General features: G+C 72.8%; 20 protein-coding genes. 8 read left to right on the top strand and 12 right to left on the bottom strand.

Translation table 11 applies throughout. The features are described 5' to 3' along the window. Positions 1–54: 54 nt before the first annotated feature. Both NDAS_RS29490 and NDAS_RS00725 read left to right on the top strand, forming a co-directional pair. Positions 55–2,007, top strand: coding sequence for a protein kinase domain-containing protein (locus tag NDAS_RS29490; protein WP_013151201.1), 1,953 nt, complete (start codon positions 55–57; stop codon positions 2,005–2,007). A gap of 93 nt (positions 2,008–2,100) precedes the next feature. Further along, on the top strand, positions 2,101–2,604 hold the full coding sequence (locus NDAS_RS00725; RefSeq protein ID WP_041552156.1) for a DUF3995 domain-containing protein: 504 nt from the start codon (positions 2,101–2,103) through the stop codon (positions 2,602–2,604). Positions 2,605–2,808: 204 nt separating this feature from the next. On the opposite strand, the gene NDAS_RS00720 is transcribed toward NDAS_RS00725, so the two are convergent. The 4 genes from NDAS_RS00720 to NDAS_RS00705 form a co-directional block, all read right to left on the bottom strand. Next, positions 2,809–4,101 (bottom strand): DUF6891 domain-containing protein, encoded by a 1,293-nt coding sequence (locus NDAS_RS00720; protein WP_013151199.1) that lies wholly within the window; start codon positions 4,099–4,101, stop codon positions 2,809–2,811. A gap of 154 nt (positions 4,102–4,255) precedes the next feature. Next, entirely contained in the window at positions 4,256–5,290 is a 1,035-nt protein-coding gene (locus NDAS_RS00715) for a hypothetical protein (RefSeq protein WP_013151198.1), read from the bottom strand. A 273-nt stretch (positions 5,291–5,563) separates the two neighbouring features. Next, entirely contained in the window at positions 5,564–8,035 is a 2,472-nt protein-coding gene (locus NDAS_RS00710) for an ATP-binding protein (protein WP_013151197.1), read from the bottom strand. 230 nt (positions 8,036–8,265) lie between these two features. Beyond that, positions 8,266–8,928, bottom strand: a complete 663-nt coding sequence (locus tag NDAS_RS00705) for an HNH endonuclease family protein (RefSeq protein WP_013151196.1) — start codon at positions 8,926–8,928, stop codon at positions 8,266–8,268. A gap of 511 nt (positions 8,929–9,439) precedes the next feature. On the opposite strand from NDAS_RS00705, the gene thpD reads away from it, so the two are divergent. Further along, positions 9,440–10,348, top strand: coding sequence for an ectoine hydroxylase (gene thpD / locus NDAS_RS00700; protein ID WP_013151195.1), 909 nt, complete (start codon positions 9,440–9,442; stop codon positions 10,346–10,348). A gap of 230 nt (positions 10,349–10,578) precedes the next feature. Here thpD and NDAS_RS27580 read toward each other — a convergent pair whose 3' ends face one another. From NDAS_RS27580 to NDAS_RS00685, 3 genes are all read right to left on the bottom strand, one after another. Further along, positions 10,579–15,138 carry a conjugal transfer protein gene (locus NDAS_RS27580; RefSeq protein ID WP_013151194.1) on the bottom strand — a complete coding sequence of 1,520 codons (4,560 nt, stop codon included), beginning with the start codon at positions 15,136–15,138 and terminating at the stop codon, positions 10,579–10,581. Between the two features lie 18 nt (positions 15,139–15,156). Beyond that, positions 15,157–15,474 carry a hypothetical protein gene (locus NDAS_RS00690; protein ID WP_013151193.1) on the bottom strand — a complete coding sequence of 106 codons (318 nt, stop codon included), beginning with the start codon at positions 15,472–15,474 and terminating at the stop codon, positions 15,157–15,159. Between the two features lie 72 nt (positions 15,475–15,546). After that, positions 15,547–16,497 (bottom strand): conjugal transfer protein, encoded by a 951-nt coding sequence (locus tag NDAS_RS00685; protein ID WP_013151192.1) that lies wholly within the window; start codon positions 16,495–16,497, stop codon positions 15,547–15,549. A gap of 442 nt (positions 16,498–16,939) precedes the next feature. Between NDAS_RS00685 and NDAS_RS00680 the strand changes: the two genes are divergently transcribed. Next, positions 16,940–17,515, top strand: coding sequence for a 1-acyl-sn-glycerol-3-phosphate acyltransferase (locus NDAS_RS00680; RefSeq protein ID WP_013151191.1), 576 nt, complete (start codon positions 16,940–16,942; stop codon positions 17,513–17,515). 103 nt (positions 17,516–17,618) lie between these two features. On the opposite strand, the gene ychF is transcribed toward NDAS_RS00680, so the two are convergent. Beyond that, entirely contained in the window at positions 17,619–18,704 is a 1,086-nt protein-coding gene (gene ychF / locus NDAS_RS00675) for a redox-regulated ATPase YchF (RefSeq protein WP_013151190.1), read from the bottom strand. Positions 18,705–19,176: 472 nt separating this feature from the next. On the opposite strand from ychF, the gene NDAS_RS00670 reads away from it, so the two are divergent. Continuing rightward, the gene (locus NDAS_RS00670; RefSeq protein ID WP_013151189.1) at positions 19,177–20,157 is read left to right on the top strand and encodes an FkbM family methyltransferase; all 981 of its coding nucleotides are present in this window, start codon (positions 19,177–19,179) and stop codon (positions 20,155–20,157) included. Here NDAS_RS00670 and NDAS_RS00665 read toward each other — a convergent pair. After that, the gene (locus NDAS_RS00665; RefSeq protein WP_013151188.1) at positions 20,154–20,852 is read right to left on the bottom strand and encodes an alpha/beta fold hydrolase; all 699 of its coding nucleotides are present in this window, start codon (positions 20,850–20,852) and stop codon (positions 20,154–20,156) included. The two genes, NDAS_RS00670 and NDAS_RS00665, sit on opposite strands and share 4 nt — an antisense overlap. Before the next feature lie 304 nt (positions 20,853–21,156). Between NDAS_RS00665 and rmuC the strand changes: the two genes are divergently transcribed. Together rmuC and NDAS_RS00655 are read left to right on the top strand one after the other, a co-directional pair. Then, complete coding sequence (rmuC, locus tag NDAS_RS00660) at positions 21,157–22,581, top strand: DNA recombination protein RmuC (RefSeq protein ID WP_013151187.1); 1,425 nt, start codon at positions 21,157–21,159, stop codon at positions 22,579–22,581. A gap of 35 nt (positions 22,582–22,616) precedes the next feature. Then, positions 22,617–23,156 carry a DUF6542 domain-containing protein gene (locus tag NDAS_RS00655; RefSeq protein WP_013151186.1) on the top strand — a complete coding sequence of 180 codons (540 nt, stop codon included), beginning with the start codon at positions 22,617–22,619 and terminating at the stop codon, positions 23,154–23,156. Between the two features lie 43 nt (positions 23,157–23,199). On the opposite strand, the gene NDAS_RS00650 is transcribed toward NDAS_RS00655, so the two are convergent. From NDAS_RS00650 to NDAS_RS00640, 3 genes are all read right to left on the bottom strand, one after another. Continuing rightward, complete coding sequence (locus NDAS_RS00650; RefSeq protein ID WP_013151185.1) at positions 23,200–23,466, bottom strand: exodeoxyribonuclease VII small subunit; 267 nt, start codon at positions 23,464–23,466, stop codon at positions 23,200–23,202. Positions 23,467–23,469: 3 nt separating this feature from the next. Beyond that, positions 23,470–24,702 (bottom strand): exodeoxyribonuclease VII large subunit, encoded by a 1,233-nt coding sequence (gene xseA, locus NDAS_RS00645; protein ID WP_013151184.1) that lies wholly within the window; start codon positions 24,700–24,702, stop codon positions 23,470–23,472. Between the two features lie 118 nt (positions 24,703–24,820). Continuing rightward, positions 24,821–25,333, bottom strand: a complete 513-nt coding sequence (locus NDAS_RS00640; protein ID WP_013151183.1) for a DUF3060 domain-containing protein — start codon at positions 25,331–25,333, stop codon at positions 24,821–24,823. 383 nt (positions 25,334–25,716) lie between these two features. On the opposite strand from NDAS_RS00640, the gene NDAS_RS28435 reads away from it, so the two are divergent. Next, positions 25,717–26,154: a hypothetical protein gene (locus NDAS_RS28435; protein WP_126625036.1), complete on the top strand. Its 438-nt coding sequence runs from the start codon at positions 25,717–25,719 to the stop codon at positions 26,152–26,154. The last annotated feature ends 265 nt before the right edge of the window (positions 26,155–26,419 follow it).

Here is a 26,419-nt window from a genome sequence, read left to right as displayed (position 1 = left end):
GATTGTCCTGCGCATCGTCACCCCTCTCCCGACCCCCTGAAGGGATGCGCGCCTATGTCCGCCTCCGGTCACTCCTCCGTCGGCCGCTACGAGCTGCGGGAGAGGCTCGGCGCCGGCGGGATGGGCACCGTGTGGCGCGCCTGGGACCCCTCCCTCCAGCGTGACGTGGCCATCAAGGAGGTCCTCCTCCCCCAGGGCATGGACCCCGAGGCCCGCGCCGAGGCGCACGCCCGCACACTGCGCGAGGCCCAGGCCACCGCGCGGATCAGCAACACGGCGGTGGTGACGGTCCACGACGTCCTCGAACACGAGGACAGCCCGTGGATCGTGATGGAACTGCTCAGCGGCAAGTCCCTCCAGTACCAGCTGGACCACCACGGTCCGATGCCGGTGGAGCGGGTCGAGGAGGCCGCCAGGTCGCTGCTCGGCGGTCTGAAGGCGGTGCACGCGGGCGGGGTCACCCACCGCGACGTCAAGCCCGCCAACATCATGCTCACCGACGACGACCGGACCGTGCTGACCGACTTCGGGATCGCGAACGTCGACGGCGGCGCCGCCCTCACCCAGACCGGCGTGTACATCGGTTCGCCCGAGTACATGGCGCCGGAGCGGTTCGAGGGCAAGCGCGCGCTGCCCGCGTCGGACCTGTGGAGCCTGGGCGTCACCCTGTACGCGCTCCTGGAGGGCCGCTCACCCTTCAAACGGGAGAGCATCACGGGGATCATCAGCGCGGTGCTGACCGCGCCGATGCCTCCGCGGCTGTCGTTGGACGACGCGGAGCACAGCCCCGCGAGCGCGCCGCTGCGGGCGCTGATCGCGGCGCTGCTGGCCCGGGACGCCTCGGCGCGGCCCAGCCCCGACGAGGCGCTGGCCCTCCTGGAGCGGGAGAAGCAGGCGCAGGAGGGCGACGGCGGCGTCGGCGCCGGGGCGCAGGACTCCCCCGGCACCGGGGGGCAGCCCTTGCCCCTCACCGGCCCCCAGGAGGCGGACAGCGGCTCGTGGAGGGCTCCCGGCACCGGAGCGCAGAGCGCGCCAGGCGGCGCCGTGCCCACCGGCCCTTCGGGGGGTTACCGACCGCCGTTCCCCGTCGCGGGTCCGGGGACCCCCGGTCAGGCGGGTCCGGGCCAGGGCGCTCCCGGCACCGGCCCCCACCCGCCGTGGCACGCGGCCCCGGGCGGCCCGAACAGCCCCGGCGCTCCTCGGGGCGGGCCGGCGTTCCCGAGCGGGCCCCACACCCCCCACGGTCCCGGCGGCCCCGGGTTCGCGGGCGGACCCCACAACCCGGCGTTCCCCTCCGGCCCCCACGGTCCCGGTTTCCCGGGCGGTCAGACCGGCCCGAACCTCCCCGGCGGCACGGCGGCGCACGGCCCGGGCACGGGTCCCGGGGCCAACCCGCAGGCACCGCACGCAGCTGGCCGCCAACCCGAGCCGCAACCGCCCCCCGGGGCGACCGGCCAGTTCTCCCTCCCCTTCCCCTCCGCGGGAACGCCGACGGGGCGGGGCCCGCTGCCCGGCCAGCCGGTCGGCGGCCCCGGGCACCCGGGGATGTTCCCCGGGCACGGCGGCGGCCCGGCCACCGGCGCCCAGATGCCGTGGGAGCGCCCCCGGACGGGCATGCCCGCGACCGTGGTCACCGCGGCCGTGATGCTGGTGCTCAACGGGCTCTACCTGCTGGTCCTGGCGGTGCTGTTCACCGTGGAGTCCACCAGCGGGTCCCTGGAGGTGAACGGGGCCTCCATGGCCCAGCTCTACGTCTGGGGCCTGCTGTCGACGGTCGCGGCGCCCGCCCTGTTGACCCGGTCGCGTCTGGTCTACGGGGGCGTCGTGCTCCTGCAGATGGTCGCGGCGGTGGTCCTCGTGCTCAACATGTTCACGGTGGTGGTCTACGACCCCGAACAGCTGCCGGTCTACGTGCTGGTGCTGCTGCTGAACCTGGCGGTCGCGGGCCTGCTGCTGATCCCGGCGAGGGCCCGGGCCTACTTCGGGTTCGGCGCGGACTTCCGCTGACCCCGTCCCGGGCGCCCCTCCGCGGGGCCCGGGGGCCGGGCGCACTGGTTCTCACGGCACCGTGGGCGCCGGGGCGGTGGCATGCTGCTCGCTATGCACGAAGATCCGCGGGACAGGGGGGACGGGGCGGCGTCGGGGCTGTGGGGGCGCGTCGCGTGCGCCTGGGCGGTCGCCTTCGCCGTGTTCCACCTCTACTGGGCGCTGGGCGGCGACTGGGGCCTGGGCGTCTCGGCGGGCCCTGTGGCCGTGGAACGCCCGGGGTGGTTCGTGGTGGTGGGACTGTGGGGCGTGGGTCTGCTGTGCCTCTTCGGCGGCGCGCTGGGCTGGCTCCTCGCCAGGCCGCGTCCCCCGGGCCCGACGGGGCGGGTGGTCAGGACCCTCGGCTGGTGTGTCTGCGCCGTGCTGCTGCTGCGCGCCGTCACCGTCGAGGTGATGCTGCTGGCCGACCCCGCGGGCCGGGAGACCACCGTCAGCCCGGAACAGCGGATGTGGACGCTGCTGCTGTGGAACCCCTGGTTCCTGGTCGGCGGACTCGTCTTCGGTCTGGCCGCGCTGGGGTTCGCGCGAACGCGTGAACCGGGGAACGGCGACGCCTGAGGGCGCGGCACGGAACACCGGTCAACGCCGCGGGACACCGGGCAGGGGACCACGTGACCACGGCGTCGGCGATGAGCCGTCCCCGTCCACCACCTCTTCAACGCGGGACGCCGGCACCCCACGCGCGGAACGCGGGCGAACGGAGGACCCGCGCCCCCACGGGAGCCGGCCGCGGGCGGCCGGCCCCCGCCCGCCCCGGACCGCTCACCAGTGGGTGAGCTTCAGCTCTCCCAGCTCCGCCAGGGCCACGCGCCCCTCCTCCGCCAGGACGCGCACCGTCTCCTCCGCCTCGGAGAGGGTGACGTAGCGGCCCCGCGACACGGCCTCGGCGGGCGAGGGGCTCTCCATCCACAGCCGGGGACCGCTCTCCCACACCATCTGCACGACGGCGCCGCTCGGGGCGGTGAACACCGCGAACGTGCCCTTGCTCGGGGTGAGTTGGTGGACGACCAGGCGCGCGGCGGCCGTCTCCAGGGGTTCGGCGTAGTCCATGAAGCCGAGGCCCTCCTCGGCGGCGTCCGCGTAGTGGACCTCCACCAGCCCGGTGTGGGCGGAGCGGGCCTCCTCGCGCGGCCAGACGGCGCCCACCACCCAGCGGCTGAGGGGTTCCTCCACGCGCTCGCGGGACAGCGCCGGTCCGTGCCGGACGCGCAGGAGGTCGAAGTCGCGTTCGAGGGCGATGGTGTGGCCCCGGTCGCTGCTCAGCGTGGCGACGAAGAAGCGCGGCAGCCAGGGCAGGACCATCCGGGACAGCTCGCGGACGCTCACGCGGCCCTGGTAGTGGGAGACCCACTCGGGGACCTCGTAGGGCCCCGGGTTGTTGAAGGACACGTGGACCATGGGCTCGCCGTCCACGGCGGGCCCGGGGAAGGCGGCCCCCCGGCCGAAGCGGCGGCGGTTCCAGTCCATACCGACGTGGAGCTTGCGGTCGGGGTCGCCGTCCCACTCGACCGTGAGCCCGTGGGCGCGCAGTGCCTCGGCCACCTCCTCCCCCACGGCGGCGCGGCGGATCGGGTGGCTGGCCCCGAAGCCGATGGTGAGCGAGGATCCCGCGACCGCGTGCGCGGCGTCCTGGTCGTGGTAGAAGGCGTACCCGCGCGCCGGGGTGTCGGCGGGTCTGGAGTTGCGGGCGGCGAGTTCGCCCTCCAGGGCGGTTCTGGCGCAGCGCTCGCAGCAGGTGAACTCCTCGCGGGCGATGACGCCGGACTCGTCCAGGGCGCGGAAGGCGCGCGTGAGGCGCTCGCCGTCGGTGCGGGCGGGCCAGCGGCGCTGGCGCTGGACGTGTTCGGCCAGGACCCGGTCCACGTGGTCGTGGAGCCGGGCGGAGGCCTCGCGGACCTCCCGCCCGCCGGGGTCGCCGTCCTCCAGCGTGTCGAGCAGGCTCCGGCGGGCGTCCCGGAGGAGTTCGACGAACCCGCCCCGGCCCGAGGCGACCCCGACCGACACCGTCTCCTTGGCGGAGGTGAGGGGGTGGACGCTCTCCCTGACTTCACTCATTCGCCCAATGTGTCAGAAGCCGGAGGCGTTTGGGGACGATTGCCGAAGTCCCCACTGTCCGCATCCGGACAACTACCGCGATGCTGGTCGCAACCGGTGCCGCGGTGTCCGGGGGCCCACGGCCGCGCGCCCCGGACGCGGTGGCCGCGGGGGCTCACCCGTGGGCGACCAGGTCGTGTCCGGCCAGGCGGCTGACGCGCTCGTCGCGGACCTGCCGGGCGAGGGCTGCGGTGGCGGCGAGTTCGGCGACGTCCGCGGCCCGGGTGCCGAGGAAGCCCGCCGCGGCCAGGTGTTCGGTGTACTCCGCGGTCGAGTCCACCGCATCCTGGCACTGCTCCCACTCCCGGTGGGCCGCGACGGCCTGCTCGACCAGGCGTCCGTACTCGGTGATCTGGGCGACCCGGGCGCGCACGGCCTCCTCGACGGCGTGCAGGTGCTCTCGCTGGGGCTTGAGCGCCTCCCTGACGCGGGGAGAGACCGCCCGCTGCCAGCGGCGCTGGTGGGAGCGGCGCAGTTCGCGCTGCCGGGCCAGGAGCGAGGCGATGCGCCACTCCTGCTCGTGCAGGACGGTCAGCGCCCGGTCGGTGTCCAGGGACTCCCCGCCGAGTTCGGTCCGGGCCCCGCGCACCAGGTCGATCGTGCGCTGCACCTCCACCAGCAGGGCGTGGTCGCCCTCACTGACGTCGTCGGGCAACACCACGCGCTCCCGGTACCGCTCCCGGTCGGTCCGGCGCACCCGCGAGGTGAGGGTGTCGGCGGTGACCACGGCGACGAGCACCCCGAACACCACCCACGGGATGCCCGGGGAGGGGTCCTGGGGCACGACGTCCAGCAGCCAAACCGGCGCGGTGACCAGCGTGCCCGCCCCCGCCGCGGCGCCCGCGGCCCGCACGGCGGGGTGGGCGTCCCGCCGGAAGGCCAGGGCCGCGACGTAGGCGACGAGGCTGACGCTGGCGATCACCATGCCCAGGTACCAGCCCGCCGTGATCAGGGCCAGGGTCGTGGTGAACCCGACGCCGAGCAGGTGGACACCGCTGTCGGACAGCCTCGGAGGGCGGGCCTCGGGGGGCCCTCCGCCGCCTCTGGGCGGGGGTTCCGGAGGCCGTGCCCCCAGGGAGGCCTCCCGGCGCTGGCGGTCGGGCAGGGCGGGGTCGATGACGGGTCGCGGCCGGATGGCGTCCTCACGCATGGGCGGTCCCTCGTGAGCGGTGGGGGGTCGGAATGCCGGGGCTGGGGAGGTCGGGCACCCGGGGCGGAACCCGACAGGGTAGGAGATTCCCACCCGGGAGCGCCCCGAACCAGGCGCCGCGCACCCCTTGCCCGGAAGGGCCCGCCGTCCCGCCCCCTCCACGGTGATCCTGCTCCCCGAGGGGCCGTCGGCGTCCCACAACGCCTCCGGCAGCAGGATCACCGGAAGGGAGAGAGCTCCTGCGTCACACCCGCAACAGTTTGGGTTGACCGCCTAGAGCTGCTCGTCGCGTCCGCCCGCGGGCACCAGGTTCTCCTCCTCGCCGGGGCGCTGGCGGGTGGGGTTGGTGTCCAGCCAGCGCAGCAGGTTCTCCGAGACCAGGTCGACGCCGATCCGCCCGACCCTGCCGTCCAGGTCCCGGAACAGGCACTCGCCGTTGCCGAGGTTGCGCAGCACGGCGAGGTGGTCCTCGTTGGTCTCCACGCCCAGCAGGGACATGACGCTCTCCACCTCGAAGCGCTCGCTGGAGCGGAAGGCGAACACCGAGGACAGGCAGTTGGTGACCTGCTCGTTGAGGAGGTCGCCCGCGTTCTGCGAGACGAGGATGAGCGCGGTGTTGCGGGAGCGGCCCATGCGCGAGACCTCGGGGACGAGCTTGGCGCCCTCGGGCGTGGAGGTGACCGCCCAGGCCTCGTCCAGGAAGATCGCCTTGGGCAGGTGCCGGTCCAGGCCGTTCATCAGGCGGCGGGCGAACTGGGAGACCAGGTAGAGCAGGGCGACGGACAGGCGCTGCTCGTAGGAGTAGTCGTCGCGGCCCACGCCGGAGTCGGGCAGGGTGAGCCCGCCCAGGGTGAACACGGTGGTCCAGCCCTCGGTGTCGATCCGCGCCTCGCCCTGGGGGTCGAAGCACAGGCTGGCCAGCCGCATCTCCGACATGGACTGCAGGACGGCGCCCAGGTTGCGCGAGGCCGCGCCGGGCGAGGAGACCAGGTGGTCCACGACCTTGGCCAGGGAGGGCTGGGGCTGGTTGGCGACGGCGGCCACGGCCTGGATCATGGCGGACTCGCGCTCCTCGCTCATGCGGGGCAGGAGCAGGCGCAGGGTCTCGGTGGCCATGGTCTTCTTGGCGGACAGGTCGTCGCCGAAGGCGAAGGGGTCGAGCAGGCCCGGCTGGGCCGAGCCCAGGGACATCATGCGGGCCTTGCGGCCGCGTCTTTGCAGGAGTTCGACCAGGGACTCGGCGTCGCCCTTGGGGTCGATGGCGGCGACGGTGACCCCGCGCAGGGCGAGCTGGTAGATGAGCAGGAGGGCGAGGGTGGTCTTGCCGCCGCCGGGCTCGCCGGTGATGGCGATGGCGGTGGGGCGGTTGCGGGCCGCGGCGACCATGGGGTCGAAGTGGACGATGGAGCGGGCTCGGCCGATGGTCTCGCCGACGTAGGGGCCCACCCAGCCGCCCCCGGAGTGGTCGACGCGGTCGCCGACGTCGACGGTGGCGGTGGGCATGCCGCCCGCGATGGTGCGCAGCGGCTGGCGCTGGGCGTAGGCGTTGAGGCGGATGCGGTCGCCGGGCAGCGACTCGTTGAACAGCGAGAACTGGTCGCCGGTGGAGTTGATGACGTCGATGCCGATGTCGCGGTAGTGCTCGATGACCGCCTCGACGTGCTGGCCGAGCAGGCGCTCGGTGGGCGCGGACACCATGAGGCGGTGCCAGCCGTAGACGAAGGGCAGGCGCTCCTTGGTGATGCCGTGCTCCAGCATACGGGCGGCGTCGATCTGCTCGGCGAGCGCGATGGGCGCCTCCACCCCGGCCTCGCGGATGTGGGCGTCCATGTCGCGGGCGTGGGCGAGCTTGCGGCCGACGTCCTTGGAGGCCTTGGCGGGCGGTATGAGCTTCATCCGCAGGGACATCTCCACCGGGAAGGGGAGGGCGTCGGCGTGGTGCATCCAGGGCTCGCCGTCCGGGAAGGGCATCAGGTCCGGGAAGCGGGCGAAGGACAGGAACGCGACGTGGGTGGACCCCGCGGGCTGTTCGAGGCGCAGCGCGGAGCGGCCGTTGTGCACGACGCCGTCGACCAGTGCCTCGATCTCGCCGCGGCCCCAGGTGCGCCGTCCGGCCGCCGAGGGGCGGATCTCCTCGGCGGTGCCGCTGACGGCGTGCCGGATGAGCCAGGCGATCTCGTCGGAGGTGGCGTGGCGGGCGTGCAGCGAGCTGGCGGCCAGGGCGCGGCCGAGCCGCTCGGCCTGGTCGGTCCAGCGGGCGATCTCGCGGTCGTCCACGGCGTCGTCGTTGATGCCCAGGACCTGTTCGGTGCGCTGGTAGGCGCCGAAGACCTGGGAGAACAGGCCGAGTCCGGCGCCGGCGTTGCGCTGGCCGAGGCGGACGCCGAGGTAGACCTCCTTGGTCCAGAAGTCCTTGGCCCACACGTGCCGGTACGTCTCGTCGAGGTAGTCGTACCAGCCGGGGCCGGAGTCGGAGGTGGCGTCGAGCCGGGTGGCCCACTCCGCGGCCGGGTAGGTGCGGTGGGCGACGCGCAGGTGGACCTCGGCGTCGTTCATGCGGATGGCGGCGAGGGCGATGGTGACGTTGGTGGCCAGCGCCTGGCGCTCCTCGGGCGTGGTGAACTCGTAGGAGACCGTGGGCAGGCGGAAGTAGGCCCAGGCCTCGCTGTCGCTGAACAGCACGCGGTCGTCGAAGTAGCGGACCGCGAGGCGGGTCGTGCCACGGGTCCCCCTGGTGCCGGTCATCTCTTCGCCCTTCTGGTCGCGTCGCGTGGCGGGGTTCCGTCGTTCCTACCCGGACCCGCCGCCCTCGCCCCCTTCATAGTGGAGTATCGCCCCGGAACGGGAGAAGCGGACGGGGTTACGGCGCGCCAGAACCCCGGAGGACGCTGACGGGCCCGCCTCCGGGGGAGACGGGCCCGACCTTCCGGGGGGCGGTGGCGTGTTCGTCGGCACGCGTCCCGCCCTGTGGCGCCCTAGCAGGCGGTGTCGATGGTGTCCTGGATGGCGGACCTCTCCGCGGAGGTGACGGTGAGGTCGTAGCGGTGCTTCACGTTGACCCAGGCCTTGACGTAGTCGCAGTGGATCGCGGTGTTCTCCGGCATCCACTGGGAGGGGTCCTTGTCGCCCTTGGCGCTGTTGCTGCTGACGGTGACCGCCCACAGCTGGGGGGAGTCGACGTCGTTGGCGAAGTCGCGGCGCCGCTCGGTGGTCCAGTCGGCCGCGCCGGTCTTCCAGGCCTCGCTGAGCGGAACCATGTGGTCGACGCTGATCTGGGAGACGTCGCCGTCCCACCACACGTCGTCGAAGGTGCTGTACCAGCGGCCGGAGGTCGGCTGGCAGTCGGAGTCGGTGACCACGTCGTGGCCGTCGCGGACGAGCACGTACTGGCGGGCGGTGCAGGGGCTGTCGACGACGCTCCAGTGCGGGAAGAGGCCGCGGTCGTAGCCGGTCTGGGGCCCCTTGGCCCGGACGGTGAGGGAGTCGAGCTGGCTCTGGGCGGTGGAGGCGCTGGGGATGCCCGGGGGCAGGACGTGGTCGGCGGCGGCCGGGGCCGACCAGCCCAGGACGACCGCGAGGACGGCGGCGCTGAGGGCCGCGAGCGCGCGGGGAAGCGCACGGGGGCGGGGGGAGGGCACGTTTTTCTCCTCTGTGAGCGGGTGGGAGGAAAGCACGGACCCCACCACTGTGCGACAACCGCTCCTCTCCCACCAGTACCCCGCGGGAAATTCCGTCGAAATCGGGGATGACCTCCCGACCCTTCGCCCGGAGTTCTGCACCAGCCCCTGAACCGTATTCGTGTGATCTAGCGCACTCTGAAAGTGGGTTCTTTCACAAGCGACCCCGAGGGCGAAGGGCGCGGGCGGACGACCTGGGAAGACGCACGAACAGTACGCATGCTTTCACCCTGAGTGACGCAACGCAGGTGAGCGAACGACCCCGACTCGAGGTAAAGATGGGGGCGAAAAGGAAAACCGGCCGCCCTCACAGTTTTCCTCCATATAGTATGACTGTCATACCCGACAAAAGGGACACTAAACACCGCACATAAAGAAGCCGTAAGTAGGCTTTCCCGCCCTTTGTTAAGTTCGCATGTCGTAGGAGAAACCGTCGACATCGGAGAGGATGAACCCCGCCAGGGGATCGACCATGACTCTGCAGATGGACCTTCCGACCAGCACCGCGGACGAGTACCCCACACGTAAGAGCACCGAACCCGCCCTGTTGTACCGCAGGGACCCCGCCGTCTGGGGGACCGACGAGGGCCCCTTCTCCCACGACGAGCTGTGCGCCTATGACGAGCGCGGCTACACCCAGATCGACTCCCTCATCACCCCGGACGAGGTCGGGGCCTACAGCGCCGAACTGGAGCGGCTGAGCTCCGACCCCGACCTGCGCGGCGACGAGCGCGTGGTCGTCGAACCCTCCTCCGACGAGGTGCGTTCGGTGTTCGAGGTGCACAAGGTCAGCAAGGTCTTCGCCGACCTGGTCAACGACCCGCGCCTGGTCGACCGCGCCCGCCAGATCCTGGGCTCGGACGTGTACGTGCACCAGAGCCGCGTCAACTACAAACCGGGCTTCGGCGGCGGCTCGTTCTACTGGCACTCCGACTTCGAGACCTGGCACGCCGAGGACGGCATGCCGCGGATGCGGGCGGTCAGCTTCTCGGTCGCCCTGACCGACAACTACGCGTACAACGGCGCGCTGATGATCATGCCGGGATCGCACAGGACGTTCGTCTCCTGCGTGGGCCAGACCCCGGACGACCACTACCGCGACTCGCTGAAGAGCCAGCACGTGGGCACCCCGGACCAGAGCTCCCTGTCCTACCTGGCCGACCAGCACGGCATCGACGTGCTCACCGGCCCGGCGGGCGGGGTGACGGTGTTCGACTCCAACTGCATGCACGGCTCGGGCGGCAACATCACGCCCTACCCCCGGTCCAACGTCTTCATCGTCTTCAACAGCGTCGAGAACGCCTGCGACAGACCGTTCAGCGCCCCCGCCCCACGCCCGGAGTTCCTCTCCGCCCGCGAGTTCACCCCCGTGGGCCGCTGACGCGCCCGAGCGCGCCGCGTGGCCGCAGGCCGCCGCGAGCGGAACGCGTGCCCGCCCGGAGGGCATGGTCCCGCGCCCCCGTGTGGGGCGGGCTCCCCAGCCCGCCCCACACGGGGGTTCTCCCGTGCCGGGAAGCCGCGGCCACCGGGACCGGGACCTCCCGGCCCTGGCTCCGGGACCGGAGCCGCCCGAGCCCGCGTCCGGGGGGACCGGGAGACCCGCCTCCGGCGCTACTGCTGGGTGAGGGAGTTGACCAGGACCCCGCCCAGGGCGCCGTGGGCGCGCTTGGTGGCGGGGCGCAGGGCGCCCACGTCGATCCTGGTGTAGGACGAGCCCAGGTGGTCGTCCCAGGGGATGCGGACGATGGCGCGGCACCGGCCGCGGGCCACCCGCTCGGCGGCGTCCACATCCTGGAGGCTGCGCTTGCTGACCCCGTTGACCACGAGCACGGACCTGGCGCGCAGGGCGCCGTAGCCGTTGCCGTCCAGCCAGTCGAAGGTCATGGAGACCGCGCGCTCGGCGTCGGCGTTGGCCGGGGCGACCAGCACCAGCCCGTCGGCGACCGGCAGGGCCCGAGCCACGCCCGTGGCCGCCGGGTCCAGCAGGGTGACGCCGTAGAACCCGCCGAGCAGCGAGGCCAGCTGACCGTAGTCGCGGTCGTCCAGGGTCTGCACGTAGGGGTCGTCCAGGGTCTGCACGACCTCCAGGCCGGTCGCGGTCCGGCTGGTGTAGCCGCTCATCCGGGAGTAGTCCTGGATCGCCTCGGCGTTGGCCAGCAGCCCGGTGAGGGTCTCGGGCGTCTGTGCGCCGACGCGGCGGGAGAGGCCGTTGGGTCCGGGGTTGACGTCGACGGCCACGACGAGGTCGTCGCGGTGCGCGGCCAGGGTGTGGCCGATCATCAGTGCGGTGACGGTCTGCCCGGCGCCGCCGGTGCAGCCCAGCACGACGAGGCTGCGCGGACCGTCCAGCGGGGTGCGCAGGCGCTCGATGTCGCTGGGCGGCAGGTCGGAGCGCACGGGGGCCGCCCCGCCGGTGACGACCTTGGCCAGGCGCCGCCAGCCCCGGGTGCCGCCGGAGTCGCTGGCGGCGGGCTCCTCGGCCCGTCGTCGGGGTTCGGGCTCCTCGGTCCGGTGGGCGGGGACGCCGTTGGGGGTGTCGCCCAGGCGCTCCTGTTCGCCGGTGCCGTGGTCGAGTTCCAGCGCGGTCCCGGGTTCGCGCGCGGGCGGCTCGGGCTCCTCTCCGGGCGCGGGCTGGCCGAAGAGCTGGCCGAGCCTGCGCGCGTTCTGCGCCACCCGGTGGAAGACGCCGTCGTGCGGGTCCTCGGACTCCCGCGGCTCCTCGGCGGGGTGCTCCTGACCGGCGGTCGGGGTGGGACGGTCCGTGAGGGCCCCGTCCTCGGTCCGCCCGGTGTCCTGGACGGCCGGCGGGGAGGTCCGCTCCTCCTCGGTGGAGGTCCCCTCCTGCGCGAGGGCGTCGGCCATGCTGGGGTTGGCCCTCGGGTCGCGTGCGGCGCCGTTGCGGTCCTCCCGCGCCCCGGAGGCGGCGCGGGCGGTCCCGGCACCCTGGTGCCCGCTCCGGCGGCCGGCGGCCGGGTCGGGCTTGGCGGAGGTGTCCGTGTCCCGGCTCGCGGAGTCGGCGGTGCCGGTGGCGCGCATGCTCCAACGGGCGCGGAAGGACGCGTCGCCGCGGTCGGCTCCGGCGGAACCGGAGGCCGCGGGTGCCGCTGCGCCGTCGGAGCCCCGGGCCTCGCCGGGGTCCCGCTCGTCCCGGCGCACGTTCTGCCGGCGGCGGGCCAGGGCCTCGGCCTCGGCCCTCTCCAGGTCGGAGGCGGTGCGTCGGTGGACCTGGTCGGTGCCCGGGTCCACGCGGACGTTGCCGTCCCCGCGCCCGTGGTCGTCCCGGACCTCGACGAAGCTGACGAGTTCGCCGGTTCCGTGGTCGAGCTGGGTGGGCGGCTTGGGCTCGTCGGCCGGGGCCCGCCCGGCCGGGGCGGCCTCACCGGCCACCTCGCCGGCGGTGGTCTCGGGGGCGTCCCCGGATGCGGCCGGGACGGCGTTCTCCTCGCGCAGCTCGTTGGCGGGGATGAGGGGGTTGCCCCGGTCACCCACCTTGGGCTGGTCGGGGTGGCGCTTCCTGCCGTCCTCGAACCACCGCGAGGGGTCCTTGGCGTCGCGCTCCTGTGTGGGAACGGCGTCGGCGAACTTCGGGCGCGGCGGCGCCGGGGTGTCGGCGGTGATGAGGTGGTTGTCGAGCACGGACATGTGCTCGTTCCACTCGGGGCCGCGGTCCTGGGACTCCTCGCGCGGCGTCCCGGGCATGGCGTCCTGCTCGCCGGTGCCGTGGTCGAGTTCCAGGACGGGCTTGTGGGGAGAGCGTTCGGCCGCGGGTGCCACGGGCACGGCGGTGTCCGGAGTGACCCGGGTGTCGGGGGTGTCCGGAGTGGTCGTGTCGTCCGGGGCGGTCGTGCCCTGAGCCGCCGCGTCCACAGCGGGACGGGCGTCCACGCCGCGGGGAGCGGTCCGCGCGGCGGCGGTCTCGGGGCTGGTGGTGTCCCCGTTCCCGGCGGTGTCCTCGGGAAGAACGGTGTCGCCGCGCCCCGTGGCGGGCCGGTGCTCGACGGTCTCCTCTGCCCCGGTGGGGCTCCCGTTCCCGGTGACGTCCCCGGGCCCGGCGGTGCTCGCACGCCCGTCCGTGTCCCCGTGTCCGCTGGTGGCCTCGTGCCCCGTGGCGGACCGGTACCCGACGTCCCCGGGCCCGGCGGTGTCCCCGTGTCCGGCGAGGCCGCGCTGCGGGACGGTCTCCTCGTCTCCCGTGACGGACCCGCGCTGGGCGTCCTCGGAGCCGGTGGTGCTCCGGCGGGGGGCGACCGAGGGGCCCTCCGGTCCGGAGGCGGACCCGCGCCCGGAGGCCTCGGCGTCCCGCGTACCCGTGCCGGGAACGGCCTCCGCGGAGACTCCGGACCCGTCCCGTGCCGTGTCCTGTTCCGCACGCGCCACAGGACGAGCGGTCTCCGCCGCCCCGTCCGCGTCCGTGGTCCCGGGCGCACCGGTCGCACTCGCGGTGTCCTCGGCCCCGACCGGGTCCTCCCGGCGTTCGGTGCGCGCGGGCGCGTCTGCGTCCTCGGTCGCGCGGGCCTCCTCCTGCGGCGTCGCGGAGGAGGGCGGCAGCCAGGGCAGGGCACCAGCCTCGGCCGGGGGGCGGCCGGTGGCGGCCGCGTAACGGGCGGCGTAGTCCGACAGGTCGCCGTAGCCGGCCGCGGGCTCGGCCTTCTTCTCCAGTTCCCAGGGGGCGGCGTGGGGGCGCCCCCTGCGGCGGGGCGGCTCCGGCTCCTCGCCGGTGCCGGGAAGCCCCTGCCCCCGGGCGCGGGAGGTCGGCAGCTCCCTCGGGCCGCGCTCCCGCACGCGCTCGGTGCGGCGCTGTTCCTCCAGGTCCTTGGCGACCCTGAGGCCCTGCGTACGGCCGCGCAGGCGCCGGGCCGCGGCGGTCTCCTCCTCGTCGGAGCCGGAGACGCGCCGCTCATCCACCGCGTCGACCACCTCCCCCCGGCTCATGGCCGCGGTGTCGCCGACGCTGTAGGCGCTCTTGGAGGTCAGGCCGAGGGGGGTCTCGCCGGAGGAGGCGCGCAGGCGGGAGAACCACTCGTCGCTGTCGCGCTGCTCCTCGCCCTCGGTCTCGTAGATCCTCTCCCGCGCGAAGCCGTCCTCGGGGTCCTCAGCGGTGTCCGCCTCGGGCCCGCGGGGTTCCTCCTCCCGGGGTTCCCGTGGTGCGGACCCCAGGGCGAAGCCGAAGTAGTTGAGCACGCGGCGGCCGACTCCGCGCCGGGGCCCGTCGGGCGCTCCACCGCCCCCTTCGGAGGCGGCGGACGCGTCGGGCCGCTCCCCGCGCGGTCGCGACGGGGCGTGCCGCTCCTCGGGGTCGGGGCGCGCGGCGACGGCCACGGGGGCGCGTTCGGAAGCGGCCGGGGCCTTTTCCGCCGGGGTCTCCCGCTCCAGAGCCGGAGCGTTCGCGGTCCGGGCGGAAGCGGCCTCCGACCGGACAGGGACGGCCTTCGGCTCGGCCGGGGCGCTCTCAGCCCCGGCGGACACGGTCTCCGACCGGGCAGGGACGGCCTTCGCCCGGACCGGAGCCCGCCTCCCGGTCTCCCCGTCGCTTCGGGGCCGGATGCGCGGAGCCCCGGCGGGGGCCCTCTCCTGCCCCCGGTCCGGCCTCCCGGAGCCGCCCCGGGCGGGGGCCTCCTCCTCGGTCTCGGCGGACGGGGCGGGGTCGGCGGGAGCGCGCACGCCGAGCAGCGGCGGCGCGTCGGAGCGGGACGGGCGGACAGCGGTCCCAACGGTCTCGGCGACCCCGTCCCCGGCCGTCTCCGCCTCGGGTTCGGCGCGGCGCCGCGACGCCGACGGGAGCGGACCGGACGCGGGGTCGCGGTGCCACACCCGCACGGTCACGCGGACCTCGGCGGGCTCGTACTCGGGGGCCAGGCGGTTGTACACCCGCGCTTCGGCCAGGAAGCGCGCCTGGGAGATGAGCAGCTCGGTGAGGCGCTTGCCCTCGATCACCGGCCGGGTGGCCAGCACGGTGATCACACCGGGCGGGACCACCCACAGCACCAGGTGCCAGCCGTTGCCGAACACGAAGGGCGCGTTGACGAGGCTGAGCAGGACCACCCAGAGCGCGAACACGCCCAGGGCGACCCCGAAGGTGCCCACCGGGAGCGGCATGGGCAGCCGGAAATCGTAGAGCTTGTAGAGCCGCTTCTCGATACGCCAGATGTTGGTGTACGTGGGCAGGTCCACGTTCCCGGCCTCCCTCGCCTATTCGGTCGATACGCCCATCGCTCGGGCGAGCGCCACGGCGATGACCTCGATGATGCCGGGGACGTAGAACACGATCCCGATGAAGATCGCCAGGATGATGAACTGCGCGAACCTCGTGATCTCCCTCGTGAACAGGAAGAACACCGCCACGATGGAGACGATGACGAGGAAGAGGGGTCCGAAGAAGCCCCTCAGGAAGTCGGCGAGGCCACCGGTGTCGGGGGCGTTCTCGGTGGTCTGCGCCGCGAGGAAGAGCAGGTCGGCACCTCCGGCGGCGTGGAACACGTCCGGTGTGGAGGACAGCAGGGGGAGCATGTCAGGCGCCGCCCCCCGGTGTCGTTTCTGGTGTGCGCATGGTCCTTCTCTTCTCCTTGCCTACAGGCCCCGTCAACCGCCGAACGAGCGCGGGGCTCCCTGGATGTCACGCACGTGCCACTCGCTGCCCGAGTCCACGACGGTGACCAGGTAGTTCTGCGTGATCTGCCCGGTGTCGGTCCCGTCGGAGGCCGGGACGTTCCACCGGACGGTGGCCGCTACCTGTCGTACGTCATCATTCCCGGTCGAGGCCCGCGTTGGCACCGTGATATCGGACAGTTCACCAAATTCCAGGCTGTTCTCCGGAAGCGGGGCGATGGTGACGCCCGGTTCCACATAGCGCTCCAGGTGCGCCGGTTCCCCCGCGTAGGCCTCGAAGAAGCCGGACAGCACCTCCCCGAGCTGCTCCTCGGCCTCCGGGTCGGTCTCGAAGGCCGACCCCTCGGGCAGGCCGGCCTGCGTCGGCGCGGCCAGCAGCGCCGGGTTGCCCGAGACCACCAGGGACTCCCCGTCGGCGTAGACCGGCACGTCCAGGCGCATGGGCTGGCCGTTGACGTCGGCCCGCACGACGACGAGGCCGTTGTGGTCGTCCTCCACGTGCACGGCGACCACCGTGAGGTTGTCGCCGGTGAGGCTGTCGGCGGGGACGTCCAGGGCGGCGGCCTCCCCCTCGGGGACGTACGCCGCCAGGTCGGACAGGCGCGCCTCGGGGTCGGCGGTGTCGAGGTAGGCCTCGGCGAACCGCATGCCGAAGGCCGCGGCGGCGGTCTCCGGATAGGTCACGGTGTCGCTCTGCTCGGGCTCCTCGGAGGTGTCGGGAAGGGCGAACCCGCCGCGCAGCGGGAACCAGATGCCGTTGAAGACGACCACGATGATGAAGGCCCACAGGACGGCGCGGCCCACACCGACCCACCAGCGCCCTCCGGCTCCGGCCCGGGGCCGTCGGGCGCGGGGGGCGTCGAGCCCCGCACCGCCGTCGTCCGGCTCACCCGCGGCGGCACCGCGCCGCGACGCCTTCGCCATCCCCGCCTCCTGCACACAGGTCCGTGCCGCCCGCTCCGGACGGCGTCTCCGCCATGCCCTTGTCTACCCCATCCCTATAGTGAGGCATTGTGCGGGTTGGGAGCGTCCTTGGTGACTCCGCGTTTCCCCGCCAACCGCACATTGCGCACATGGGCTTAACTTCCCAAAACGGGCACAATACGGCAAGGGTTGCACTAACTCCTGCTGCGGCCACACACTTCGCCGCAATTATGGTCGGACCGGAAAGGGATTAGTTCCCTCGAAGGCAGCAAGATGTGTCCCCGCGGTCCGGGAAACCGTTGACGGGATGTAACCGGGATCTCCTCGCACCGGGCGAAGCGGCCGCCGCCTCCCGGCCGCGCTCCCCCCACGGTTTCGGGCCGATCCGGCCCCGAGCACGGATCCGCCGTGTGAGCCCGGGAGCGTGCCCTAGATTGGCGGCATGCTCCGATACCTCGCAGCCCGGGTGTTCTGGTCCCTCAGCCGGTGGAAGCTGACCACCGAACCCAAGCCCGAACGGCCCACCGTGCTGATCGGTGCCCCGCACACCTCCAACTGGGATTTCGTGCTCATGCTCGCCATCTCCTGGCGCCTGGGGCTGGAGCTGCACTGGCTGGGCAAACAGAGCCTGTTCACGGGCTGGCGCGGCCCGATCATGCGCGCGCTCGGTGGAATCCCCGTCGATCGCGCGAATCCCGGCCGGGTCGTCGACGACGTCGTCCGGCGTGTGCGGTCCGGCGAGACCTTCGGCCTGGTCATCACCCCCGACGGCACCCGCGGGGCGCACACGCACTGGAAGTCCGGCTTCTACCGCATCGCCCGCGAGACGGGGATGCCCGTGACGCTCGGTTTCGTCGACCGCACCACGATGACCACCGGGCTCGGACCGACCTTCGAACTGACCGGCGACGTCGCGGAGGACATGGGCCGCGTCCGCGCCTTCTACGCCGACAAGGCGGGGCACAGCCCGGAGCGGCGCGTCGAACCGCGCTTGCGCGAGGAGGGCGGCGCCGGCTGACCCCCGTCCGGGCCGGCCGGAGGGATCCCGGACCCGGGACACGCTGAGGGGCCGCGGGGACGCGCGCTCGGCGCGTTCCCACGGCCCCTCGTCGTCGGCTCGGTCAGACGTTGAAGCGGAACTCCACGACGTCTCCGTCGGCCATCACGTACTCCTTGCCCTCCATGCGGACCTTGCCCGCCGCGCGGGCGGTCTGCATGTCGCCCGCGGCGACCAGGTCGTCGAAGGAGACCACCTCGGCCTTGATGAAGCCGCGCTGGAAGTCGGTGTGGATGACTCCGGCGGCCTCGGGGGCGGTGGCGCCCTTGCGGATCGTCCAGGCGCGGGCCTCCTTGGGCCCGGCGGTCAGGTAGGTCTGCAGGCCCAGGGTGGCGAAGCCGACCCGGGCGAGCTGGGCCAGGCCCGACTCGGTCTGGCCCATGGACTCCAGCAGCTCCTGCGCCTCGTCCTCGTCCAGCTCGGCCAGTTCCGCCTCGATCTTGGCGTCCAGGAAGATCGCCTCGGCCGGGGCGACGAGGTCCTGGAGCTTGGTGCGCAGCGCCCCGTCGGCCAGCTCGTCGGTGTCGAGGTTGAACACGTAGATGAACGGCTTGACCGTGAGCAGGCTCAGCTCGCGCAGCCGGTCCAGGTCCACGCCCTCGGCCGCGGACAGCGAGGTGCCGCCGTCGAGGACCTGCTGCGCGTCGCGGGCGGCCTGGAGCAGCTCCTGGGCGTCCTTGTCCTTGGCGTTGCGCTTGGCGTCCTTCTCCAGGCGGGGAAGCGCCTTCTCCAGGGTCTGGAGGTCGGCCAGGATCAGCTCGGTGTTGATGGTCTCGATGTCGCGGGAGGGCTCGACGTCGCCGTCGACGTGCGTGACGTCGGGGTCGTCGAAGGCCCGGATCACCTGGCAGATGGCGTCGCTCTCGCGGATGTTGGCCAGGAACTTGTTGCCCAGGCCCTCACCCGTGGAGGCGCCGCGCACGATGCCCGCGATGTCGACGAAGTCCACCGTCGCCGGAATGACCTTCGCCGAGCCGAAGATCTCGGCCAGCTTGCCGAGCCGGGCGTCGGGAACGCCCACGACCCCGACGTTGGGCTCGATGGTCGCGAACGGGTAGTTCGCGGCCAGGGCGTCGTTCTTGGTCAGCGCGTTGAAGAGGGTGGACTTGCCGACGTTGGGCAGGCCGACGATCCCGATAGACAGACTCACAAGGTCAGAGTCTATGCGGACCCGCGGGTGGGCGGTCCCGCCGCGTCCGGGTCGCCGGTTCCCCGCCCGCGGCCGGAAACCTCACCATTGCCGAACCGCGCCGGTCAACGGGGCGGCCCCCGCAGCGGACGGCGGGGCAGAAGACGGGGCGCGGGTCCGCGTGCGGTGCCCGAGCGGGAAAACAGGGCCAATCACCGAAACGCAGTGCACAGGAGAAGCTACCCACAGTAGGTTCGACAAACGCTGCCGGGAACCGGGGCGGCGGCCGTCCGGTGCGCGGGCCACCCGTCGCACGCACGGCTCCGCCTCCCGGACCTGGACCGACACACCGCCGCTGACACGGCAGGCGCGCGGTACGGCGGCCGGTGGGAGGGACCGGCCCCGGACCGCGTCGGACGAAGGCGCCCGGGCACACGGCTGACGCCGTGCACCGGCGCCGCCGTCGCAGCACCTTTCCTGGGGGGAGACAACCGTGGTCACCGACCAACTGAGGGCGCTCGTGCGCCGCTACCCGCTCGTGCGCTTCGCGACCCGCAAGATCCGCGTCCGGCTGCCCAGACGGCTGGGCGGGCTGGACCCGGACCGGGTTCCGCCGTGGACCCGCGAGGTGGCCTTCTCCCTGCCCCGCCTGGACTCGGACACGCGCCGCGTCGGCCCGGACGGCCTCACCCTGCGGCTGCCCGGCGACCTCACCGTTCCTCGGCGGCTGGCCGCCTTCGGGCTGGCCCGGCACGAGCCCGACAGCCTGGCCTGCTTCATGGCGATGCTCGACCACACCCGCCCCGGAGCGGTGTTCGACGTGGGCTCCGGGGTGGGGGTGTACTCGCTGCTGGCCGCCGCGCGCACACGCCGCCCGGTGTTCGCGTTCGAGCCCACCCCGGAGGTGGCGGCGGCGGCCCGGGTGGTGTCCTCCTCGGCGGACCTGGGCTTCACCGTGGTGGAACTGGCGCTGAGCAACCACACCGGCACCGCGCACCTGCGGCGGGCCCGGCACAACGACATGTGCAACACGCTCGTGCACTCGGCGCGCGCCGACCTGTCGCACATCGCCGTGGAGGTGACCACCCTGGCGCGGTGGAACGAGGACGCGTCGGCCTTCCCGACCGTGCTCAAGATCGACACGGTCGGCACGGAGCCGGACGTGGTCGCCGGAGGTCTGGAGGTGCTGCGCCGGTACCGGCCGTGGATGCTGGTGAAGGTGCGGCCCGACCGGGGCGTGGAGGAGCGGCTCATGGCGCTGCTCGACCCGCTGGAGTACACCTGGTACCCGGTGAGCGGGCCGCCGCCCTACGAGCCGCGCCCGGAGATCTCGGGCCGGGCCTCCCCCGCCTGGGAGCGGATGTGGCTGTTCACGCCGGAGCCGGTGCCGGAGGAGTTCTGGCCCTCGGTGCGCGGCTGGCGCAGGGCGCTGGAGTCCTGCCGCCCCGGCTCCCGCGGGAACCCGGACCCCTAGAGCCAGCCCTCCAGCGCGGCGAGGAACCCGGGCAGGTCGTCGCGGTGGACGCAGTGCCCGGCGCCCTCCACGACCCGGACGGTGAAGCCGCGCCCGGTCAGCTCCTCCGCGGTCTGGGGCGTGACGGTGACGCTGTCGCCCGCGCGCAGGACGAGGGAGGGCACGACCGGTTCGCCGGGGAGGAAGTCGCGCCCGGCGATCTCCTCGGCGACGAAGTCGAAGAACTCCGGGTCGAAGGCGGCGAAGCCCCTGACCTCCCTCTCGACGTCGTCGTCGGTCCACCTGGGGTTGCTCTGGCGCACGCGCGTGGCGTCGGCGGTGACGAAGACGCGGCGCACGCGCTCGCCCGCGTCGGCGTGCATGGGGGGCAGGCGGAAGGCCGGGTCCACGTACACCGCGCGGGCCGGGCGCAGCCTCTCCACCGCGAGGGAGAGCGCCACCGCGCCCATGGAGTGGCCGATGGCCAGGTCCGCTCCGGCGGGCAGGGAGTCCGCCAGGTCGTCGCCGAGCGCCGCCACGGAGTAGGAGCCGCGCGGGCTGTCGCCGTGGCCGCGCATGTCGACGCTGACCACGCGGCGGCCGCGTTCGACCAGCGCGTCCTCGACGGCGTGCCAGGTCTCGTGGGTGGCCATGGATCCGTGGACGAGGAGCACGGTGAGGTCTCCGGTGCCGCGGGTGTAGGTCTCCAGTCTCATGGGAGCGGGCCTCCTGGGGAAGTGAGGGACTGCCAGGGTGCGGGAACCGGTGAGAGGTGGTCCGGCCCCGGACGGAGACCTCAGGTTCTCGAAAACTTTTGCACAAGGGAAGTGGATGTCCGGAAGCGGCCTCGCGCGCGCCCCCGCTCCCCTCTGGAACCGCGCACCTGCGGGGTCCGCGTTCCCGTGTCGGGCCCCGGCGGGTTCCGGGGCCGGCGGACATGCCGGACTTGGCGGGTCTGCTCACCGATGTCCTGCGTGGCGGAGAGCCGCGCGACGGCGCGGCCTGACACCATAGACGGCCATGGACGGCCTCGCACTCGTACTCATGCTCCTGATCGGTCTGGCGGTCGGTACCGCCGTGGGCTGGATCCTGGCCCGCGGCCGGGAGGCCGAGACGCGGGCCGACGCCCGCGCGGCCCAGGAGCGGGCGGCCTACGTGGAGGAACAGCTGGCCGACCGGTTCCGCGCCCTGTCCGCGCAGGCCCTGGACCAGACCAACCAGCGCTTCATGGAACTGGCGGAGGGGCGGCTGCGCGCGGTCAGCGCCGAGGCCGGGGGTGACCTGGACGAGCGGCGCCGCGCGGTGGAGCGCATGGTCGAGCCGCTCACGCGGACCCTGGACCGGGTGGAGCGCCAGCTGAGGGAGGCCGACGCGGGGCGCGCGGCGGCCCACGCGGAGCTGGCCAAGCAGGTCGAGTACGTGCGCGAGGGCTCGGAGCGGCTGCGCGACCAGACGCAGTCGCTGGTGACGGCGCTGCGACGGCCCGAGGCGCGCGGCCGGTGGGGCGAGCTCCAGCTGCGCAGGGTGGCGGAACTGGCGGGGATGGGCTCGCACTGCGACTTCGAGGAGCAGGCCGCCACGCGCGACGGGTCGCGGCGCCCGGACATGGTGGTGCGCCTGGCGGGCGGCAAGAACATCGTGGTGGACTCCAAGGTCCCGCTGGCGGCCTACCTGGACGCCGTGGAGGCGGGCGCGGAGGAGGCCGCGCGGCACCTGCGCGTGCACGCCAGGCACCTGCGCACGCACGTGGACCAGCTGGCGGCCAAGGCGTACTGGTCGGCGTTCACCCCGGCGCCGGAGTTCGTGGTGCTGTTCATCCCCGGGGAGGCGTTCCTGGCCCCGGCCCTGGAGTACGACCCGGAGCTGCTGGAGTACGCGATGGGGCGGCGGGTGCACATCGCGACGCCGACGACGCTGATCTCGCTGCTGCGGACGGCGCAGTACGCCTGGCAGCAGGAGGCGCTGAGCGAGAACGCGCGGGCCGTGTTCGACCTGGGCAAGCAGCTGCACGAGCGGCTGGGCACCCTCGGCGGGCACGTGGAGGGACTGGGCCGGGCCCTGACCCGGACGGTGAGCGCCTACAACCAGACCGTGGGGTCGCTGGAGAGCCGGGTGCTGGTGACGGCCCGCCGGTTCGGGGAGCTGGGGCTGGTGGACGGCGAGCTGGACCGGCCGGTGGGCGTGGAGGAGCGTCCGCGCGCGGTGGCGGCGCCCGAGCTGTCGGACCCGGGCGGCGCCGGATCGGCCGCGCGGGAGCGGAGTGGGCCGGACTCGGGCGGGCAGGGGAACGGAACGGACGTTGTTCGCGAAACCTCGGAACCGCAGTGGCCCAAGCCGGTGTCCAACGGGGAGGAAGGCGTGTTCGTCGCGGATGGGACAAGTAGCCGGAAGGGCGACACGATCCGTGGAAAAGACACCGAACATTCACGAGAAGTGACACACTAAACACCGTGAGCAACACACTGGGGAGGCGGACGGCTATGCCCCCGCGGAAGGCGGACGGCCCCGAACGCGGGCGCGCACCGTACTTCGTGCGGCCCGACGGCCGCGTCAGGGACGTGCCGCATGTCAGGAAGAGGGAGCGTCCGGTGCCCAGGCCGAAGGAGAACGTCCCCGGGGCCCCGCCCCGCCTGACCGGACGCGGCGGTGTGCTGGCCATCGTCGTGTTCAGCTTCGCCGGGGCCATGATCGCGCAGTGGGCGGGCACCCCCGCGGCCCCGGGCGTGGCCTTCACCCTCGCCTGCGTGCTCGGCGCGTTCCTGGTCCGGCCCAGCGACCTGCTGTCGCTGTCGGTCAGCCCGCCCATCGCGTTCTTCGTCGCCATGGTCGCCGCGGAGAGCGTGCTGGCCCTGGGCAGCGAGGGGTTCGCCCGGGTGCTGCTCCTGGGGCTGGCGTCACGGCTGGCCGAGGTCGCCCCCTGGCTGTTCCTGGGTACGGCGCTGGTCCTGGTGATCGGGGTGTTCCGGGGCCTGCCCGGCAACATCCGCGACCTGGGCGACCAGCTGAACGGCCGCAGGTAGCCGCGAGCCGCAGGACGCGGGCCGACAGGCGTGGCCCCGAGCTTCAGAAGGGCGTGTCGCCGTCCCCCGGTTCGTCCCCCCGCCGCTCGTCCATGGCGGCGGCCAGCTTGGCGCGGGCCCCCTCCAGCCACTGCTCGCACACGCGGGCCAGTTCCTCGCCGCGCTCCCACAGGGCCAGCGAGTCCTTCAGGCTGAGTCCGCCCGACTCCAGCTGCCGGACGACGTTGTTGAGCTCCTCCCGGCTCTCCTCGTAGCTGAGCTCGGGCTCGGCGGTGCCCTCTTCACGGGTCTTGGCGCCCTTGGCTGCCATCTCCTACCCCTCCTCGGAGGTGTCTTCGGTGTGGACTGACTCCACGGTCGCGGTCAGGCTGTCCTCGGCGAACCGTACGCGCAGGGACTCCCCCGCGTCCGGTTCACGGGCCGAGCGCACCACCGACCCGTCCTCGCGCTGCACGATCGCGTAACCGCGCGCGAGCGTGGTCGCCGGGGACAGGGCGTGCAGGCGCGCCCGGGTGTGGCCGAGGCCGTCGGCGGACCGGTCCAGCGACACGGTCAGGCTCCGGCGGGCCCGGTCGCGCAGGTCCGCGACCTGCTCGGCGAGCCGGTCGACCTCGCGCACCGGGCTGGCGAGCGCCGGACGCGAGCGCACGCCCTCCAGCCAGGCGAGTTCGCGCTCCACGCCGCCCCGCAGCACCCGGCGGCCCCGGTCGCGGAGCTGGCGGATGATCTCCAGCTGCTCGCCGACGTCGGGGATCGTCTTCTTGGCGGCGTCGGTGGGGGTGGAGGCGCGCACGTCGGCGACGTGGTCGAGCAGCGGGGCGTCCTGTTCGTGGCCGATCGCGCTCACCACGGGAGTGCCCGCGGAGGCGACGGCGCGCACGAGGGCCTCGTCGGAGAAGGGCAGCAGGTCCTCCAGGGAACCGCCGCCCCGGGCGATGACGATGACGTCGACGTCGGGGTGCGAGTCCAGGTCCTTGAGCGCCTCCGTCACCTCGCGCACGGCCCGGTCCCCCTGGACGGCGACCGGGCGCACCTCGAAGCGCACGGCGGGCCAGCGGCGGCGCCCGTTCTCCAGCACGTCGCGCTCGGCGGCGGAGTCGCGTCCGCAGATGAGCCCGACCGTATTGGGCAGGAAGGGCAGGGGGCGCTTGCGCGCGGCGTCGAAGAGCCCCTCGGCGGTCAGGGTGCGGCGCAGCTGTTCGAGCCGGGCCAGCAGCTCGCCCAGGCCGACGTGGCGGATCTCCAGGGCGCGCAGCGAGAAGGTGCCGCGGACCTCGTAGAAGTCGGGCTTGGCGTGCACGACCACGCGCGCACCGGGTTCGGGGGGCGGGCTCTGCGCGTCCAGGACCGAGGTCTGGCAGACCACGCGCACCGACACGTTGGCGACGGGGTCGCGCAGTGTGATGTAGGCCATGCGGCCGCGCCGGTTCAGCTCGGCGATCTGGCCCTCGACCCAGATGCGGCCCAGGCGGCCGATCCATTGGCCGACGGCGTTGAGGACGACGCGTACCGGTTGCGGCGCCTCGGCGGAACTGTCCATGCCCATGCCAACCGAGCCTAGGCCAGGGCGGGGACAGTTCGGGGCAGGCCCGCCAGGCGCGGAGGCCGGGCGGCCGGGCCCGGTACGGCGGGGCCGGGTGGACGCCGGACGCGGAGGGACGCGGTCAGGCGGTCGCTTCGCCGCCCGCGGAGACGGTGTTGTTGAGGCCGATGTCGGTGACGGAGGGCTCGCCCTCGGCGTGGTGGACGGTGTTGTCGGCGCCGGTCACGCGGATGGAGTCGGCGCTGCCGATGTGCACCGTCAGCTCGTTGCCCAGGATGGAGACCTCGCCGCACTGGCCGTTGAGGACGACCTCGGCCCCGCTGGCGGTCACGTTGACGTTCTGGCCGTCGCACTCCTCGGTGACGCTGCCCTCGACCGTGGCGATGGTGAGGTCGCCGGTCTCGCTGTCCACGGAGATGCCGCCGCCCTCGTCGAGGGTGACGTCGCCGTCCTGGTTGCCGACCGAGACGTCGCCGTTGGAGTCCACGGAGACCTCTCCGTCCTCACTGCCGACGGACACGCCGTCGGGGTCCACGGAGACCTCCTGGTCGGTCCCGGGGATACCGACCGAGCATCCGGTCAGCCAGAACGCGGTGGCCGCCAGGAGCGCGGCGGCGGGGGCAGCGGAACGCATGTTGGTGTCCCTTCGGACGGGAAGCGCCGGTGTGGTCACTCCCTATGACGTCCCGTACCGCCCCGCGGTTCCCGTGCCCGGCGGACGCGGCCGTCGGCGGGGCCGGAGGCGCTCCCGCCCCGGCGGTCCGCGCGCGTCAGGCCTCGGCCTCCAGCTTGGCGATGCGGTTGTCGTACAACCCATTGCGGTGTCCGGTCTACCTGCACCTAAACACCGAGAACCCGTTTGAGCTGCGATTTCGCATCTCGCGGGTTCTCGGTGTTTCTCGGCTCTGCCCGCCCCCGTGTGCGCCCGTTGTGCGCCGTCACAGAGGGCTGGCCGGAGCGCGCGAGCAGAAAGCCGGATAGGATACATCCACTGAAAACTAGAAAAGGAAAATAAATATGGCCCTCACTGAATTCCTGGGCGTGGCTGGATTCTTTTTTGCCATCGCATCTTTCTTGACAACATTTCTTCACGGTCGCCATGTAAACAAAAGAGATCTATTGATCAAAATACACGACCAGATGACAAGCATTGAAAACCAACAGGGGCGCAAGATACTAATAGACCTTGACAAGAAAAACGAAAGCATCGACACTCTTTCAGATGACCAGCACGCGCTGGCAAACAAGGCACTCTCCACTATTGACATAATGGGTTTCTACTGCGAAAAGAGGTACATAAAGAGGAAGGTAGTCTTGGACCTCTGGGCGCCTTCACTCAGGCGCCTTTCGGGGAAGGCAGAAGAGTTCATGTCAAAGCTAGACAAAGAAAAGGACAGAACAACCTGGCCTCACTGCAGAAACCTAATTAACGCAGCAAAGAACAGGGCCGCATAGAAAAATCAGCATGGAACACCGTAGGAAAATTATAAATAGAGGAAAGCTACCAACATTTACGCTTTTTCTAGTAATTTCATCTCTGCCTTCTTCGTTCCTCTGAGGCTCTGCTTCCTGGTGTCCTACGCCCGTCACCCGCTGCCCTGGCCTGGTTCTCTGGAGCCCGCACGCCCCGGCTTTGCCGTCTTGTCGGTCCAGTCCACCTCTTGGTCCCTGGACTTTTGCTGCCCTTGGTTCGACCCCCTGGGACGAACGCCGTGCCCGT

The organism is Nocardiopsis dassonvillei subsp. dassonvillei DSM 43111, from assembly GCF_000092985.1.
Classification (GTDB): Bacteria; Actinomycetota; Actinomycetes; order Streptosporangiales; family Streptosporangiaceae; genus Nocardiopsis; species Nocardiopsis dassonvillei.
Note: the sequence above shows the minus strand (reverse complement) of the source record. Positions and strands in the feature narration are given on the sequence as shown.